The organism is Nocardia sp. Tas62D01, assembly GCF_055232035.1.
Genome location: NZ_JBUYUZ010000001.1, coordinates 9,699,661 through 9,714,784, shown reverse-complemented (window position 1 = coordinate 9,714,784; position 15,124 = coordinate 9,699,661). Strand labels below are relative to the sequence as shown.

Here is a 15,124-nt window from a genome sequence, read left to right as displayed (position 1 = left end):
CCCTACTTGACCAGCATTTTTCGTGTTCGAGTAGGAGTGCCTGTGGCGAGCAGCAGCGACATCGAAAGCGGTCGGCATGACCCTCGTGCTCGTCTTCCTCGGTGCGGCCCTCGGCGCGCCATTGCGGTATCTCACCGACCGCACCGTGTAAGCCCGCCACGACAGCCTGTTCCCGTGGGGCACCCTCACCGCCAACATCATCGGCTGCCTGATCCTGGGCGGACTCGCGGGCGCGGGCACCGCCATCCCCGCCTCGCTACCCACCTTGCTGGACACCGGGTTCTGTGGGGCGTTGACCACCTTCAGCTACGAAACCCTGCGTCTGATCGAGCAGCGCAGCTACTTCTACGCCGCGATGAACATCATCACCAGCATCATCGCCGGGCTCGGAGCCGCCATGCTCGGCTACGCCATTATCCACGCCTTCGTCGGCTGAGTCCTCGACGCGTCGGGTAAGTCTGCGACCGGTAGTCCGGCCAGGCGCCATTCGAGCATGCCCTCATTGAGGCGCTTGACTCGGCGTCCGGCTCGTCGGGCGATGCGGATCGCTTCGGGTGCCATGACGCAGTAGACGCCGCGGCAGTAGGCGACGATGTCGTGGTCGGCGGGCAGTTCAGCGAGTCGGTCGGCGAGTTCGGCGAGGGGGACGCTGATGGCTCCGGGGATGTGCCCGGCCTCGTATTCCTCATGCGGGCGGACATCGATGAGGGTGATCTCCCCGGCATCGCGGCGACGCAGGAGTTCCTCGCGGGTAATGGCGTCCTCGGGGGAGCCGATCACGTCGGCGGCGGCCATGGCGACATCGCCGAGATGCGCCTCGGCGACGATCTGGACCAGGGCGAACAATCGTGCGACGTCGTCTCCGGCGAGGCGGTGTACTGGCGGGTGCCGTCACGGCGGGGCTTCGACCAGGCCGCCGGTCTTGAGTGCAGGTTCGCCGAGGCGGTGGTCAGGTTCATCCCGGTCGCGATCGACTCGACGGTGCGTTCGCCCTGGGCGAGCAGGTCGAGGATCTGCAGGCGGCGGCCGTTGCCGAGGGGTCGACGACATGATGGAGGGCATGTTTACCCGGCACCTGGTCCGCGGTTGAGGACCGCGCGTGACAGGAACGCGCCGGGGGCGATTTACTCGTGCCCGCCGACGATTTACACGAGTGCAGGGACCAGCGGCTCCGGGCAGGGTTCGGCCGGGGTTCCGTCTTCGTTCGGGAGATCGTGATCCGGGCGGCGGCCGCGCAGGTAGAGCCTCTGCATGATCCCGATTCCGGCGATGGCGGCCAGCGCCGACGCGATGCCGAACTGCCAGCCCGGTGGCCGCCAGGTCAGGACGAGTTCCGCGTTCTGGGTTCCGGCGGGGATATCAACGGCGACAAAGGTATTCGCGACGGTGTGCAGGGGTAGGTCGCGGCCGCCGAGGGTGGCCCGGTAGCCGGGCCAGGTCAGCCGGGCGAAGACCACGCGTCCGCCGGTGGTGGAGGACACCCGGATCCGGCTGGTGACGCTGTCCTTGGACATCGGTGTGGCGGTGGCATTGCGTGCATCGGCGATGAGCCCGTTGTGGGTGGAGATGAGCCCGTTTTCGCGTTCGAGCACCCAGATATAGCGTTCGTGGCCGGGGTAGTCGACCCATTTCCAACCGGGTGGTGCCGGATGGTCGCGTGCATCGGGGAATTGGGCGCGCTGCAGGACCACCCGGTCGACCTTCATCAGATCGACGATGGTGCGGCCGGTGGTCGGTTCGATCGCGAAGGCGCGGCGGAACGCGTCGGGACAGGTGCTCCCGTCCCAGCCCATGCACAGCATGGCACTGAACGCGGCGTGGCCGATGGGGGTGTAGCCGTTGACGTAGTCGAGCCTCAGGTTCTTGGCATAGTTGCCGAAGGCGAGCGAGCCATAGGCCCCCGCCAGACTCTTATCGCCCGGCTGGAGCAACCCGCGGTCGGCGAGTTGGAGTGTGACACCGTCGAAATCAGGGAACGTGGCCTTCATCTGCGTGCGCCGCAGCGGGAAGTTGTACGACATCGGCGTCGCCGGAGCGTCATGCACCTGGAGGTAGGCGATCGGGAACATTGCGGCGATGACCAGCAGGCAGGCGGCGGCCGCGCCTCGGCTGCGGGCGAGCCAGACCACCGCAGCGCCCAGCGCGGTGACGGCTGCGACCGCGACGAGATGAGGTCCGAGCAGTTGCGGCGCCGCCGAGAACGACCGCACGAACAGCAGTCCGATCAACGTCGCGGCGCCGCCGCCCCGGCGCCGCCATTGGGTGAAAGTGCCATGCCGGCTGAGCAATACGCACACCAGAATCAGCAACGTCAGCGCGACCATCGGCAGCACCCGCGCCGGCCAACGCAACGGGCCGATGCGGCCGGGTCCGGCGGTCCACATCAAAACCGCTGTCGCGAAGAGAGTTATCGCGCTGAGGTCGCGGGTCGAGCGCAGCGCCGCTCGCCAATCGATGAAGGCCAGCGCCGGAATCAGGAACCACGCGATATAGACCATCGGCAGCGGCTGGATGTACCCCCACCAGCCGGTGAACGCGGGCACGGTGCTCGGCAGGCTCGCATTCAACGACTCCGACCACGGCACTGTCAGGAACGGATCGTTGAGGACGCGTTCATTGCCGCGCCAGGTCACCGGTGAGGACAGCATGCTCGGCAGATAGGTCGCCAGACCCGCAAGCCCGGCGCAGCCCGCGACCAGGAGCAGCCGCAGCGTCGGCATCCATCGGCGCTGGTAGATGACCTCACCGACCGCGACGGCACAGATCATCAACGCGGCCTCGACCGCGGGAAAGATGTATTGGACGGAGATGACCAGATACAGGAATGCGAACGTGGGGATCGGCCCGCCGCGACCGCGCGCATAACGCACCGCTGATGCCCAGGCGTGCACCATCCAGGCGGTCCCGGTGAGCGAGGTCGCCCAACTGGCCTCGTCGAAGAACAGGAACCAGCCGCTCAGCGGGAAGGCCACACCTGCGACAGCGGCCCATGCGGGCCGGGCACCGTAGGCGAGGCAGATCCGAAAGACGCCGAGCGCCGCGATGATCGAATAGATCAGCTTCACCACGGTGACGTAGGCGGCGAGGTTGTCCACCGACGGCGCGATCAGATCGACCAGCAGCTGCGGCGGGTTGTAGAGCCCGGCCTCCTCCATCGCGTAGTTGCCCGACATCCACTCCCAGGGCACGAGCGCGGGGAAGCGACCCTCACGCAGATGCCGCCCCAGCATCACCCACATCGGTCCGTACTGGGATTCGGTGTCATCGGTGTAGAAGTGCCGCGCGTTGGCCAGCAGCACCGCCGCATACCCCGCTACCACGCCGAACGCGGTACCCGCCGCCCACCGGTAGATGCTCGTCCGCGATTCGAGTGCTGCGCTTGCGACCACGAATCCAAGACCCTACCCGATTACGGCACTGTGCAACAGTTGCCTTATGCATGATGTCCTGGGTGCTCGGACCGGAATCGGTTGAGCCGCAGCGGCGATGCGACCGCACGCACACCAACGCCACGGGGCAGGATGGTGGAATAACTGGTAATCGCAACGACGGAGGGTATGGATGGCGCGCCGAGTGGCCGAGGAATCTGTCGACGCGATCACCGATGCGCTGTTGACCGTCTCACGGCTGCTGGTCGCGTTGTCGGCTCGATCGATCGCGCATGTCGACGAGACGATCACCATTGCGCAGTTCCGCATGCTGGTGATCCTGTCCACCCGGGGCCCGGCGAAAGTCGCGACCCTCGCGACCAGTCTGAACGTGCAACCCTCCACCGCCACCCGCATGGTGGACCGCCTCGTCGCGGCCGGGCTGATCGACCGGCAGCCGAATCCGCACTCACGCCGCGAACTGATCGTCGAATTGACCACGCGCGGAAGGGAAATCGTCGACGCGGTCACCGAGCGCCGACGGCGCGAGATCGCCGCCGTGGTGGAGCGCATGCCCGCGGCCGATCGATCCGGGTTGGTGCGGGCGCTGACCGCGTTCAGCACAGCGGGCGGCGAAGCACCCACGGGGGCCGAACTCGAGGGCTACCAGCTCTAGTCCCGACCGACGCCGGCCGAACTGGATCAGCGGACCTGCCGTTTTTGGGTGCGCAATCGCGATTATCCTCCCTTCGTTGCTGTGAGCAGCACCGGTGCCTCGTCCGTTCGAAAGGCGATAAGGGTCGGAATCGTGTTGACACCATAGGGATATGGAGAATCTTCCGTTTGACGCGCGGAGCGTCTTGCGCTGTGCGACCTTTTCGAAGAAGTCGGTCCGGATGCACCCACGCTGCTCGAGGGCTGGACAGCCCACGACCTCGCCGCCCACCTTGTGCTGCGTGAGTGCGATCCCATCGCTGGCCCCTGCCTGGTTCTTCCGGGGCCGTTCCAACAGTTCGCCGAGCGACGCAGAATGAGTCTGGCAGAGCAGAGAGACTTCGGGTGGCTCGTCGCGCGGATCAGGTCAGGCCCACCTCCCGGATTTTTCCGTATCCGATGGGTTCGCTCCGTCCCGAGCCTGAACGAGTTCTTCGTCCATCACGAGGATGTGCGCAGAGCGAATGGTCTCGGTCCCCGCAACGCCTTCACACCCACCGTGGAGGCTGCCTTGTGGCGAAACGTGTGCCGAGGTAGCCGCTACCTGAGTCGGAGGCTGGACAAGGTTGGGCTGGAGGTCGGGTGGGTGGGAACCGACGAGCGGATGACGGTCCGCAGGGCCGAACCCTTTACCCGTCGCTGTCACCAACGCAGCCCGTCAACCGTAATGCCATGCCCGCCAACCGCATTACCGCTAAACCGTGCTGTGATCGTGGGCGACGAGGACCAAACTGTCGGTGTGGCGGACCGCTTTCTCCGCGGTGGTACCGGTGAACCTGCCCCAGATCGCCGAATGCCCACTGCGGCCCAGGATCGCCACGGCAAGTTCACGCGCAGCGTGCCCGGCCCGGATCTCGGCAGTGATGGTGACGCCATGCTCATGGGCGGCGGCCGCGGCGGTTGTCGATGACCCCGGACAACAGCGCGGACACGACGAGGATGAGCAGCACCGCGACCAACGCGTTGCCGCCGGTGGCGTCGGTGGCGAGTTCGGCGAGACGCTCGATCACCCCGGTCTTCACCAGTGCGCCGATCATGACGAACAGGCCGACGAAGAACAGCAGAGTCTCCCATTCGACCGCCGACAGACTTTCTGATCATGCCGGTCGGGCGGGGACGGTCTACTGGGCCCTGGAAGCCCGCGCCAGGCAGCCGGGTATCCGCTACCCGGACGAACTCGGCGAAGTCCGCCGTCGCGTCGAGGGCTGGCACGACCTGATTCCCGCGCTGCCCGATACCACCGCGGCCGAGGCTGTGCTGCACCACGACAACGCCGACCTGGACAGACTGCCGACCTATGTGCACGATCGGGTGGTCTTGCTGGGCGATGCGGCCCACGTGATGCACCCGGATATGGGCCAAGGCGCGGGACAAGCCATCGAAGACGCGGTCGTGCTCGCGGCAGCACTCAGTGCGGGGGCCGAGGTCTCCGTTGCCCTCGCCCGCTACGACACCGAGCGCCGGCCACGAACCCAGACCATCGTGAAACAAGCCCCCGCCCTGCAGCTGACCAGCTGCTACAACCGGCTCTACGAGCAGGTCGTCGAGTTGCGCGCCCAGCTGGTGAAAGCTGCTGGTACGGCGTTGAGTTCGACGACCGTGCGCTGATTACAGGTGGTAGCCCTCGATCTCGGCGGCGGTGTGGGATTCGCCGCCGGCTTCGGTGAACGCGCTCAGGGCCCGTACCAGGCCGTGCCGGTCGGCTGCGGGCATGCGTTCGACCACTGCGGCGATATCTTCGCGGCGGCGTGCGGTGACTGCGTCGACGATCTCGCGGCCCCGCACGGTCAGGTCGACGACCAGTTCGCGGCGCGAGTTCGGGTTCGGTTGGCGGTCGATGAGCCCGGCTACGACGAGTCGATCGACCATCCGGGTCGCGGTGGACGGTTGTACGTTCAGGATGCCCGCCAGCGTCGCGAGGTTGGCCGGACCTCGCGTGGACAGGATGACCAGTGTGCGGAACTGCGGGATGGTGATCGTGTCGTCGACATGTGCGATCGACCGCGCTGACAATCCGACCAGCAGGCGCGATGCCGTCAGCAGGGCATCGGTGATCGCATCAGCGGATTCCTGTTCCACCACTTCACTTCGACGCGCCATCTCTACCTCTCCGTCGTGCTGTTCGGCTACCCATCATCCTGCCTGCCGCATCGGATATACGACGCATACCGCCCAGGCGGGCGCGATGTTCTTACTGCCCAACGCAACAGCCAATCATGCAGATGACAACTGTTGCAGAAGGACCTTCGCCGAGTAGGGACTGGGTGTCATGGCACCACGACGACAGGACGCACCCGCCCGTCATCGTGCAGTAAGCAACTGTTGCATACTGCTTCGTTCTGTTACGCTTGGGCATACGACCAAGGTGAATGCCCAAAGCGTTCGCCGTGGATGGTCGAGGCTGGAAGGCGGGCATGGTTACTTCCGCGGAGCAGGGCCGCGAGACGCGGGCCCGGTTGATGGATGCGGCGGTCGAGTTGATCGCGGAGCGGGGCTGGGGTGCGGTAACGACCCGGATGGTGGCCGAGCGTGCGGGGCTGCGTCCGGGGCTGGTGCACTATCACTTCCACTCGGTGACCGATCTGCTGATCGAGGGTTCGCTGCGGATGGCCCGGCAGCTGGGTGCGGGCGTGCTCGGCGACGGGTTGACGGCGTCGGGTCCGGCGGGTCTGGGGCGGATGCTCGACGCGCTCACCGCTTACGCTGCCGACGATCCCGATACTCGGGTGTTCAGCGAGATGCTGTTGGCGGCAACACGTCACGAACGGTTGCGGGACGGGCTGGGGCAGATACTGCGGGAGTTCCGGTCCGCTCTTGCCGAGTGGCTGCGCGCGCAGGGTGCGGTGGCCGATGCGGAGGCGACCGCGGCGGTGCTGGTCGCGACGTTCGACGGGCTGATCCTGCATCGGTTGATCGATCCCCGGCTGGGCGAACTCGAGGTCGACGAGCCGCTGCGCCGGCTGGCGGGCATATCCGACGACGGCGGGGACCGCGAGGATCGGCGATGACCGAGCAGACAGTTCAGGCCGATCGGCGCGGTGGTATCCGGCTGCGCGAGGTGAACAAAACCTACGGCGCCGGTGAGGCCGCGGTACACGCGCTGCGCGATGTCGACCTCGACGTCGCCGCGGGGGAATTGGTGGCGATCCTGGGTGCGAGCGGTTCGGGCAAGACCACCCTGCTCAACATCATCGGCGGCATTGAATCCGCCGATTCCGGGTCGATCGTCATTGCCGGACAGGATATTTCGCGTGTGCATCCGAGTGCGCTGGGCGGATTCCGCCGCGACCATGTCGGATTCGTGTTCCAGTTCTTCAATCTGATTGCGAGTCTGACCGCGCGGGAGAACGTCGAGGTGATCTCCGAGCTGACCGGGCGCGGCGAGGCCCGGGATGTTCCGCGGTTGCTGGCGGCGGTCGGATTGTCCGACCGTGCCGATCATTTCCCTGCTCAGCTGTCGGGTGGGCAGCAGCAGCGGGTGTCGATCGCACGGGCGCTGGTGACCGATCCCGATCTGCTGCTGGCCGATGAGCCGACCGGCGCGCTCGATGTCGCCACCGGCCGCGAGGTGCTGGAGTTGTTGCAGCACACCAGCCGTGACGGGCGTGGGGTGGTGATGGTGACCCACAACGAGGCCGCCGCGGCGATCGCCGACCGGGTGATCCGGATGCGCGACGGGCGTGTGATCGCGGTGGAGCGCAACGAGTCTCCGGCCGATGCCGCGTCGATTCGGTGGTGAGGATCGTGCGCCTGTTCCCGAATCCGGTGCTGGCCTGCAAGATTCGGCGGGATCTGCGGCGTCGCGTGACGCAATCCACGGCGATCGCGGTGACTGTGCTGCTGGGGGTGCTGCTGTTCGTCGCCAGCTACGACTCGTTCCGCAATCTGTCCGCCTCCTACCAACACACCTACGAGCGGCTGCATTTCGCGGATTTCACCGCCACCGGCGGTGACGCGGCCGCGATTGCCGGGGTGATTAGCGACGCCGCCGGTGTGGCCCGGGCGAGTGTGCGCACGCAGGCCGATGTCCCGATGTCGATTGGCGGCGCCAAGCTGGTCGGCCGGGTGACCGGCCTGCCACCGGGCGGAGGAGTGGACGATATCTCGCTCACCGCAGGCAGGTTGCCAGATCCGGCACATCCGGACGCGGTCGTGATCGAACACCACACCGCCACCACGTTCGGTCTCGGTATCGGTGGCCGGCTGCAGGTCTTCGACGGCACCGGCTGGCGGGAGGTGACGGTAGCGGGCATCGCCCGATCGCCGGAGTATCTGTGGCCGGCCCGCAGCCGCCAGGACGTGCTCGACGACCCGCACTCCTTCGCGATCGTATTCGCACCCCAACCGCGGGCGCTGCGACTGTCCGGACAACCCGGCCCCAACCAGACGCTGGTCGAAATGTCCACCAGCGCAAGCACATCCGATCACACCCGTGTCGCGGACCAGATCCGCACGGCCGGGGCACTCGACGTAACCACGCGCGCCGAGCAACCCTCGGATGCGGCGCTGCACGAGGACCTCAGCGGCTTCTCCGAGATCGCCGTCGGATTCCCCCTGCTGTTCCTGCTCGCCGCGGCCGTCGCCGAGTACGTCGTGATCGCGCGGCTCGTGCACGCCGAACGCGCGATCATCGGCACCCTGCTGGCGCTGGGTGCACGCCGCGGCGCGGTGGTGCGGCACTACGTTACTTACGGCGCGATCGTCGCCGCGATCGGTGCAATGGCCGGGGTCTTGCTCGGCGCCGTCGCGACGTCGGTGGTCACCTCGGCCTACACCTCCGCGATCGGGATCCCCGACACCGTGGTCACCCATCGCATCGCCACGGCCGTCCTCGGATTCATGCTCGGACTGCTGACCGGCGTCGTGGCTGCGCTCGCACCCGCGGTCACCGCGGCTCGCACGGCACCGGCACACGCCATGCGCGGCAACGGAACCGGACTCGTCCGGACCGGTCCGCTGACCCGCTGGTCGGCGCACTGGACCCGATTGCCCGTGGTAGCGCGTATGGCGTTGCGCTCGTTGACCCGCGACCGGCGCCGTACCCTGGCCACCATGACCGGCACGGTTCTGGCGCTGGTGCTGATCCTGGCCTCGGTCGGCATGGTCACCAGCATGCGTACCGTGGTCGATGTCCAGTTCGGGCAGGTCGAACGCGAGGACGCCACCGTGCTCGTCGCCCCCGGTACCGACGATCCGGGCGCACAGCTGAAAACCGTGCCCGGTGTCGGCGCGGTCGAACCCGCAAGCACGGCCCCGGTCACCGTGCAGGCCCACGGCAAGTCCTATTCGACCGTCCTGACCGGACTGGCACCGGACACCGTCATGCACGGATTCCGCACCACCGCCGGTGCGCCCGGACTGCCCGCCGGCGGAGTCGTTGCAGGCGCGGCCATCAGTAACCGGCTCGGTGTGCGTGCCGGCGATATCCTCACTGTGACAACGGCATTCGGCACCCCGCATCAGGTCCGGCTGGCCGCACTGGTCGACGAACCGCTGGGCACCCTGCTCTACGCCACCGACACCACCGCCCACACCATCGCGCCGACCGGCCTACCCGGTTATCTGCTCCGATTCACCCACGCAGCCGACCCCGGCAACATCCGGGCCGCGATCACCCGCCTGCCCGGCGTGCTCGCCTATACCGATACCCACGCACTGCGCACCGAGTTCAACCAATTCCTCACCCTGTTCTGGGTGTTCATCGGCGTGATGCTCACCCTCGGCACAATGCTCGCGTTCACCGTCATCTACGTCACCATGACCGTCAACCTCGCCGAACGCACCACCGAACTTGCCACACTGCGCGCCGCCGGCGTCCCGGTCGGTCGCCTCACCGCCCTGCTGGCCACCGAAAACCTCACCGCCACAGCGATAGCCGCGCCGTTCGGCCTCGCCGCCGGGATTGCCGTGTCCTGGGCATTCCTGCACTCGTTCAACAGCGACATGTTCACCCTGCACCTGTCCCTCGGCTGGGCAGCACCGGCGCTGTCGATCGCCGCGGTGCTCGCCGCCGCCGCGCTGTCCCAACTACCGGCGATGCGGGTGGTCCAGCGAATCGACATCGCCCGCGTGGTCCGTGAACGCGCTCTGTGACCCCAGCCGGTACTTGCCGGACCCCGACGAAAGAGGAATCCCCATGACCGCAAACGCTGCAACCAAACTCGGTGCCCGCGCCCTGCAGACCCGTTGGCTGGTCCGCGCCCCGATCCGGCTCTACCGTGCCGGGCTGGGATTCCTGTTCGGCCAGCGCTTGCTGATGCTGCAGCACACCGGACGCACCAGCGGCACAACACGATTCGTCGTCCTCGAGGTCGTCGACCACCCCGCACCCGGCGAATACGTCATCGTCTCCGGCTTCGGCACCACAGCCCAGTGGTACCGCAACATCCGAGCCGATCCCCGAGTCCACATCTGGATCCGAACACAACGGGCAATTCCCGCGACCGCAACACCGATGACCGACACCGAATCCGCCGACGCGCTCGAGCATTACATTCACCACCACCCCGCCGCTTGGGACAAGCTACGCGCCACCATCGAACACGCCACCGGCAAACCGGTCGACACGCTACCCATGGTCCGACTGCAGACCACCTCGCCCCGGTAAACCGGCCGATCGCCCGCGACGCGGACCGCAGTTCGACACCGGCGAACCCTTCCAGCGATAATCTGGCAACCTCGGGAGCCATCATCGCGCCGGTGTCGATGGCCGCTACGCCCTCGGCATGCTGCTGGTGGCGGATGGCCGGGAAGATGCTCGCTACCAGCCTGATCTTCGGCATCGGCGGATACGGTGGCGTTTTCATGCCCACCCTGTTCATCGGGGCCATGGGCGGAAGCGCGATCGGTCTCGCTCTGCACCAGTACGTCCCGGGAATTCCCGGCTCACCGAGCCACTACGCGCTCATCGGCATGAGTGCCGCGTTCATCGGCGCCACCCGCGCCCCCGTCACCGGAATCGTGATGCTGCTCGAGCTCACCGACGACTACGACATCGTCGTTCCGCTCGTGGTCGCCGCTGTCCCGGCGCTGCTGGCCAGCACACTTCTGTCACCGGACTCGCCGTACATCGGCACCCTCATGCGGCGCGTTCCCGCGACCTGAACGCCGCACCTCGGCAGGTGAACGACGATCACCCACGGCACGGCCGGACCCTCAACCCCTGCCGGTGAGCACCTGATCGACCACGGCGAATCGCCGCTGCCAACAGCACAACCCGTCGTCGATGCCCGGTAACCGGCGCCCGGCAAGCCACCACGCAGCCTGAGCGCTGCCACAGGCGCCCAGCCGCCACCGCGCTGCCATTCGACCCGCCGCCGGTTCGCCACCAAATTCACACCCAGTACAATTGTTGCTCTGTGCAATAGTTATTGGTGATGAGGGTTTGATATGGCAACAACGGAGATCCGGCCGCCCGCTGCCGGACGGCGGTGGTCACTGCAAGTTCCGGCACGGATCCCTGCCTGGGAATGGGTCCGGGAGAGCCGGGGTGGACTGGTACTGCTGGCGCTGGTCATCGGCGCCGGGGCCGGTGGCGGCGCGATCGTATTCCGCTGGCTGATTACCACATTCACCACACTGCTGTCCGGTTATCGCGACTACTCGGCCCTGGGACACCTGCCCAACCCGCACGTGCCGTGGCTGGGACCGTGGTTCGTGCTGTTGGCCCCGGTCGTGGCCGGGCTGCTCTACGGGCCGCTGGTCACCCGGTTCGCGCCCGAGGCCCGCGGTCACGGCGTCCCCGAGGTGATGTATGCCGTGGCCGAGCGCGGCGGCCGGATCCCGCCGCAGGTCACCATCGTCAAAGCTCTTGCATCGGCGTTGTGCATCGGCGGCGGCGGGTCGGTCGGCCGCGAGGGCCCGATCGTCCAGATCGGCTCCGCCTGGGGATCGAGCCTGGGCCGGCTCACCCGCGTCCCCGAGAACCGGCTACGCATCCTGGTCGCCTGCGGCGCGGCGGGCGGTATCGCGGCCACCTTCAACGCGCCGATCGCCGGGCCGTTCTTCGCGATGGAGCTGATCCTGCGTGACTTCACCGCCGAATCCTTCGGCGCGGTCGTGCTGTCCAGCGTGACCGCCAGCGTGATCGGCCGCGCCGCCTTCGGCAACCACCCGTTCCTTGACCTGCCCGCGTTCACTCTCCGGTCCGGCTGGGAGTATCTCGCCTTCGCCGTACTCGGGATCGTGATCGGCGCGGTCGGTGTGGGGTTCACCCACATCCTGTACAAGATCGAAGACGCCTGCGACTGGGTCTGGTGCGGCCCGGAATGGCTGCGACCCGCGGTCGGCGGACTGCTGCTCGGCGCGCTGCTGCTGGTGCTGCCGCAGATGTACGGCGTCGGCTATCCGGTGCTGGCCAACGCGATCGACGGCAGATACGTGCTGTGGATGCTGCTGATCCTGATGGCCGGCAAGATGATCGCCACCAGCCTGACCATCGGCATCGGTGGATCCGGCGGGGTGTTCGCGCCATCACTGTTCATCGGCGCGATGGGCGGCACCGCGTTCGGTGTCGTCGCGCATCACCTGTTCCCGGCCGCGACCGCCGCACCAGGCATGTACGGCCTGATCGGTATGGGCGCGGCCTTCGCCGGCGCGACCCGCGCCGCGATCACCGCCGTCATCATCCTGTTCGAGCTCACCGGCGAATACACCATCATCCTGCCGCTGATGCTCGCCATCGTCGCGGCCACCGGCACCTCCAGGCTCCTGTCCACCGAGACGATCTATACCCTTAAACTCACCCGCCGTGGCGTGGATCTCGATGCCGCACACCGCCGTTCGGCCCGCAGCCTGGACCGGCTTACCGTCGCCTCGGTCATGGAACCCATGCCCGAACCCATGCCCGCCGACACCCCGATCGAGGCCGCGAGCCGCGCGGTGTGGCTCTCGGCCAACGGCGTGCTGCCGGTCATCGGCGCCGATCAGCAGTATCACGGCTGCGTCACCGCCCGTGCCGTCGCCGAAGCGCTGGCCGAGGGCGAATCCACCGGCACCACCGTCGCCGATCTCGCCGTCATGCCCGACAAGATCACCGAAACATCCACCCTCGCCACCGCTCTGGGCGCCCTCACCGGCGCCGAAGGCACCGGCATTCCGGTCCTGGCCCCGGGCGGCCACACCATCATCGGCTGGCTCACCCACCGCGCGGTCCTATCCGCACTCGACGACACCGCCCGATTACCCCTCGAGCAAAAGGCCGCGTGAGGCAACGGGCGGTGGCGCCACGAGTCCCGCCCACCGCCACCATGAACAGGCTGTCGACCGTGATCAGCGTCGCGATGCTCTGAATAGATGCCTATGGTGTTGAATCGTCATCGGGTAGGCAGTTATCGGGGTGTTCCGGGCCAGGGCTGATAGTCCCCGAGCCCCGGCAGCGGCGTGGTCTTGCCGCCGACGGCGGGCAATTCGGCCTTCCAGTCGCCATCGATCCAGACCTCGGTCGCGCGCACCGATTCCAGGGTTCCGTCGGGCTGCTGCACGGCCAGATCGGAGACCGCGCGGCCGGGCGTGTAGATGACCCATCGGAATCCGGCGAAGAAGGGTAGGTCACCGCTGGTGTCGAAACCGGTCGGCACGCGGGTGGCGGGCGCCCGGTCGGCGGGGGCGACCACGGCCATCGCCCGGACCGCGGCGGGCCACGCGCTGCCTGCCGCCCCGGCGAGGCGGGCTTGCTGCTGCATCATCGCCAGTATCGCGCCTTCTGCGTCGTGGCTGAATCCCGTGGCGGCATTGTCTGTTACGTGCGTCGGCCCCCATTGGTCGCTGAACGGCAGCCGGGTGCCATGCCACGGTTTCCAGGTGATCTGCTGCGACATCACCAGGGCAAGCGGGATGGTGTCACCGGAGATCGGGGCGGCCGGTGGCGCCGACGACAACGCCGCAGGCGCGGCGGCGTCCCGGGAGTTGGAGGCACAGGCCGCCAGCGTCAGCGCGAGCCCGAGACCCGCTGCGGCCGTGCGGATTCGCCGTGATCGAGAGGTACTCATCGGGTATGGCCGTCCTGTCCGTCGTTGTGCCGGGCACGCGGGTCCCGGCCGTTCATCCGGGCCAGGCGGGCGTTGTAGGTGTCCAGCGCGGCTTGTTCCTCATCGATGTCGGTGACGTCGGTACCGGTGTCGGCGGTGAACTCGCCGAGGGTGGCGCGGCGGCGGATGCCGTCGAGCCAGGGGCCGAAGCTGCGGGCGCCGTCGCCGAAGCGCACCCACTGCCCGGCGACGATGACCATCAGCAGCATCATCAGCCCGTCACCACCGAGCCACATGATCACCCCGGCGGTGTTCTGGTCCTCCAACGGGCTCGGTCCCCACATGCGTGACGCGCCGAGGGCAGGCGCCAGCACACTCGACGACATCATCAACGTGACACCCACCAGGGTGTCGGGCCCGACACAGATCGCGAGCACCAGCAACCGCAGCCCATACGGCCACGGCGGCTCGACGGTCAGCTCACTGCCGACCAGCGGTAGCAGCAGCAGATATCCGCTGAGGAAATACAGCACCAACTCCGCGCCATGGATCCACATATGCGTGGCCATCGCCTGCGCAAACCCGGTCAGGTGCGTCAGCACGATCACCGCAGTGTACAGCGGCACGGTGAACCGCCCCGACACCAGCCAGCGCAGCGGCGACCGCAGGCGGATCCGGTCGATGACCGCACGGGTGCGCGGACCGCCCGCCTGATACAGCAGCCGGATCGGCTGACCCCACACCGCCAGCGCCGGCACGATCATGATCATGATCAGATGCACGAACATGTGCACCGTGAACAGCACATGCGAGTACACCGCGAGCGCGCTGTCGAGGGTCATGGCCAGGCAGATCAGCCCCGCATACCAGCTCACCAGCCGAATCACCGGCCACCGCTCGCCCCGCCGCCGCAGCCGCAACATCAGCCACGCGTAGCCGCCTGCCGCGACGAGTATCAGCGCGTCGGTGACCGGTGAGATCGTCCAGGTCGTCAGGACACCCGCGAGTGTCGGCGCCACACTGCCCATCGCCATGCCCACATATGCAGTATGCAACAGTTGCTCACTGCACTCG

The 15,124-nt window shown here is 67.5% G+C and carries 13 protein-coding genes and 3 pseudogenes; 10 read left to right on the top strand and 6 right to left on the bottom strand.

What is annotated here, in order from left to right:
• Window positions 1–166 precede the first annotated feature (166 nt).
• Complete coding sequence (locus tag ACV7NQ_RS47275; RefSeq protein ID WP_463366080.1) at window positions 167–436, top strand: fluoride efflux transporter FluC; 270 nt, start codon at window positions 167–169, stop codon at window positions 434–436.
• Here the strand turns inward: ACV7NQ_RS47275 and ACV7NQ_RS47270 are convergent.
• Together ACV7NQ_RS47270 and ACV7NQ_RS47265 are read right to left on the bottom strand one after the other, a co-directional pair.
• Window positions 406–1,043 (bottom strand): annotated as a pseudogene (locus tag ACV7NQ_RS47270) (ArsR/SmtB family transcription factor); the annotation flags it as partial. The gene ACV7NQ_RS47275 and the pseudogene ACV7NQ_RS47270 sit on opposite strands and share 31 nt — an antisense overlap.
• Window positions 1,044–1,145: 102 nt before the next feature.
• On the bottom strand, window positions 1,146–3,389 hold the full coding sequence (locus ACV7NQ_RS47265) for a hypothetical protein (protein WP_463365437.1): 2,244 nt from the start codon (window positions 3,387–3,389) through the stop codon (window positions 1,146–1,148).
• Between the two features lie 172 nt (window positions 3,390–3,561).
• Between ACV7NQ_RS47265 and ACV7NQ_RS47260 the strand changes: the two genes are divergently transcribed.
• Both ACV7NQ_RS47260 and ACV7NQ_RS47255 read left to right on the top strand, forming a co-directional pair.
• Window positions 3,562–4,044, top strand: coding sequence for a MarR family transcriptional regulator (locus ACV7NQ_RS47260; RefSeq protein ID WP_463365436.1), 483 nt, complete (start codon window positions 3,562–3,564; stop codon window positions 4,042–4,044).
• 151 nt (window positions 4,045–4,195) lie between these two features.
• Window positions 4,196–4,719: pseudogene (locus ACV7NQ_RS47255) on the top strand (TIGR03085 family metal-binding protein); the annotation flags it as partial.
• 262 nt (window positions 4,720–4,981) lie between these two features.
• On the opposite strand, the pseudogene ACV7NQ_RS47250 reads toward ACV7NQ_RS47255, so the two are convergent.
• A pseudogene (locus tag ACV7NQ_RS47250) lies at window positions 4,982–5,179 on the bottom strand (SLC13 family permease); the annotation flags it as partial.
• Between ACV7NQ_RS47250 and ACV7NQ_RS47245 the strand changes: the two are divergent.
• Complete coding sequence (locus tag ACV7NQ_RS47245) at window positions 5,118–5,690, top strand: FAD-dependent monooxygenase (RefSeq protein ID WP_463365435.1); 573 nt, start codon at window positions 5,118–5,120, stop codon at window positions 5,688–5,690. The pseudogene ACV7NQ_RS47250 and the gene ACV7NQ_RS47245 overlap by 62 nt on opposite strands.
• Here the strand turns inward: ACV7NQ_RS47245 and ACV7NQ_RS47240 are convergent, their stop codons facing one another.
• Window positions 5,691–6,182 carry a MarR family winged helix-turn-helix transcriptional regulator gene (locus tag ACV7NQ_RS47240; RefSeq protein WP_463365434.1) on the bottom strand — a complete coding sequence of 164 codons (492 nt, stop codon included), beginning with the start codon at window positions 6,180–6,182 and terminating at the stop codon, window positions 5,691–5,693.
• Between the two features lie 314 nt (window positions 6,183–6,496).
• On the opposite strand from ACV7NQ_RS47240, the gene ACV7NQ_RS47235 reads away from it, so the two are divergent.
• The 6 genes from ACV7NQ_RS47235 to ACV7NQ_RS47210 all read left to right on the top strand — a co-directional run bounded on the left by ACV7NQ_RS47235 (window position 6,497) and on the right by ACV7NQ_RS47210 (window position 13,289).
• Entirely contained in the window at window positions 6,497–7,090 is a 594-nt protein-coding gene (locus tag ACV7NQ_RS47235; protein WP_463365433.1) for a TetR/AcrR family transcriptional regulator, read from the top strand.
• Window positions 7,087–7,821 carry an ABC transporter ATP-binding protein gene (locus ACV7NQ_RS47230; protein ID WP_463365432.1) on the top strand — a complete coding sequence of 245 codons (735 nt, stop codon included), beginning with the start codon at window positions 7,087–7,089 and terminating at the stop codon, window positions 7,819–7,821. The genes ACV7NQ_RS47235 and ACV7NQ_RS47230 overlap by 4 nt, the downstream gene beginning before the upstream one ends.
• A gap of 5 nt (window positions 7,822–7,826) precedes the next feature.
• Window positions 7,827–10,175 (top strand): FtsX-like permease family protein, encoded by a 2,349-nt coding sequence (locus ACV7NQ_RS47225; protein WP_463365431.1) that lies wholly within the window; start codon window positions 7,827–7,829, stop codon window positions 10,173–10,175.
• A 43-nt stretch (window positions 10,176–10,218) separates the two neighbouring features.
• A complete protein-coding gene (locus ACV7NQ_RS47220; RefSeq protein WP_463365430.1) occupies window positions 10,219–10,689 on the top strand; it encodes a nitroreductase family deazaflavin-dependent oxidoreductase in 471 nt (156 codons plus the stop codon).
• 98 nt (window positions 10,690–10,787) lie between these two features.
• Entirely contained in the window at window positions 10,788–11,186 is a 399-nt protein-coding gene (locus ACV7NQ_RS47215; RefSeq protein WP_463366079.1) for a chloride channel protein, read from the top strand.
• Between the two features lie 285 nt (window positions 11,187–11,471).
• Window positions 11,472–13,289 carry a chloride channel protein gene (locus tag ACV7NQ_RS47210; RefSeq protein ID WP_463365429.1) on the top strand — a complete coding sequence of 606 codons (1,818 nt, stop codon included), beginning with the start codon at window positions 11,472–11,474 and terminating at the stop codon, window positions 13,287–13,289.
• 122 nt (window positions 13,290–13,411) lie between these two features.
• Here the strand turns inward: ACV7NQ_RS47210 and ACV7NQ_RS47205 are convergent, their stop codons facing one another.
• Together ACV7NQ_RS47205 and ACV7NQ_RS47200 are read right to left on the bottom strand one after the other, a co-directional pair.
• Window positions 13,412–14,071 carry a hypothetical protein gene (locus tag ACV7NQ_RS47205; RefSeq protein WP_463365428.1) on the bottom strand — a complete coding sequence of 220 codons (660 nt, stop codon included), beginning with the start codon at window positions 14,069–14,071 and terminating at the stop codon, window positions 13,412–13,414.
• The gene (locus tag ACV7NQ_RS47200; RefSeq protein ID WP_463365427.1) at window positions 14,068–15,105 is read right to left on the bottom strand and encodes a cytochrome c oxidase assembly protein; all 1,038 of its coding nucleotides are present in this window, start codon (window positions 15,103–15,105) and stop codon (window positions 14,068–14,070) included. The genes ACV7NQ_RS47205 and ACV7NQ_RS47200 overlap by 4 nt, the downstream gene beginning before the upstream one ends.
• Window positions 15,106–15,124: the final 19 nt, after the last annotated feature.

What these genes read in the sequence shown, in the direction of transcription:
- ACV7NQ_RS47260 (WP_463365436.1), top strand. Translation starts at nt 3,562, where the DNA reads ATGGCGCGCCGAGTGGCCGAGGAATCTGTCGACGCGATCACCGATGCG.
- ACV7NQ_RS47245 (WP_463365435.1), top strand. Translation starts at nt 5,118, where the DNA reads ATGACGAACAGGCCGACGAAGAACAGCAGAGTCTCCCATTCGACCGCC.
- ACV7NQ_RS47240 (WP_463365434.1), bottom strand. Translation starts at nt 6,182, where the DNA reads ATGGCGCGTCGAAGTGAAGTGGTGGAACAGGAATCCGCTGATGCGATC.
- ACV7NQ_RS47235 (WP_463365433.1), top strand. Translation starts at nt 6,497, where the DNA reads ATGGTTACTTCCGCGGAGCAGGGCCGCGAGACGCGGGCCCGGTTGATG.
- ACV7NQ_RS47230 (WP_463365432.1), top strand. Translation starts at nt 7,087, where the DNA reads ATGACCGAGCAGACAGTTCAGGCCGATCGGCGCGGTGGTATCCGGCTG.
- ACV7NQ_RS47220 (WP_463365430.1), top strand. Translation starts at nt 10,219, where the DNA reads ATGACCGCAAACGCTGCAACCAAACTCGGTGCCCGCGCCCTGCAGACC.
- ACV7NQ_RS47215 (WP_463366079.1), top strand. Translation starts at nt 10,788, where the DNA reads ATGGCCGCTACGCCCTCGGCATGCTGCTGGTGGCGGATGGCCGGGAAG.
- ACV7NQ_RS47210 (WP_463365429.1), top strand. Translation starts at nt 11,472, where the DNA reads ATGGCAACAACGGAGATCCGGCCGCCCGCTGCCGGACGGCGGTGGTCA.
- ACV7NQ_RS47205 (WP_463365428.1), bottom strand. Translation starts at nt 14,071, where the DNA reads ATGAGTACCTCTCGATCACGGCGAATCCGCACGGCCGCAGCGGGTCTC.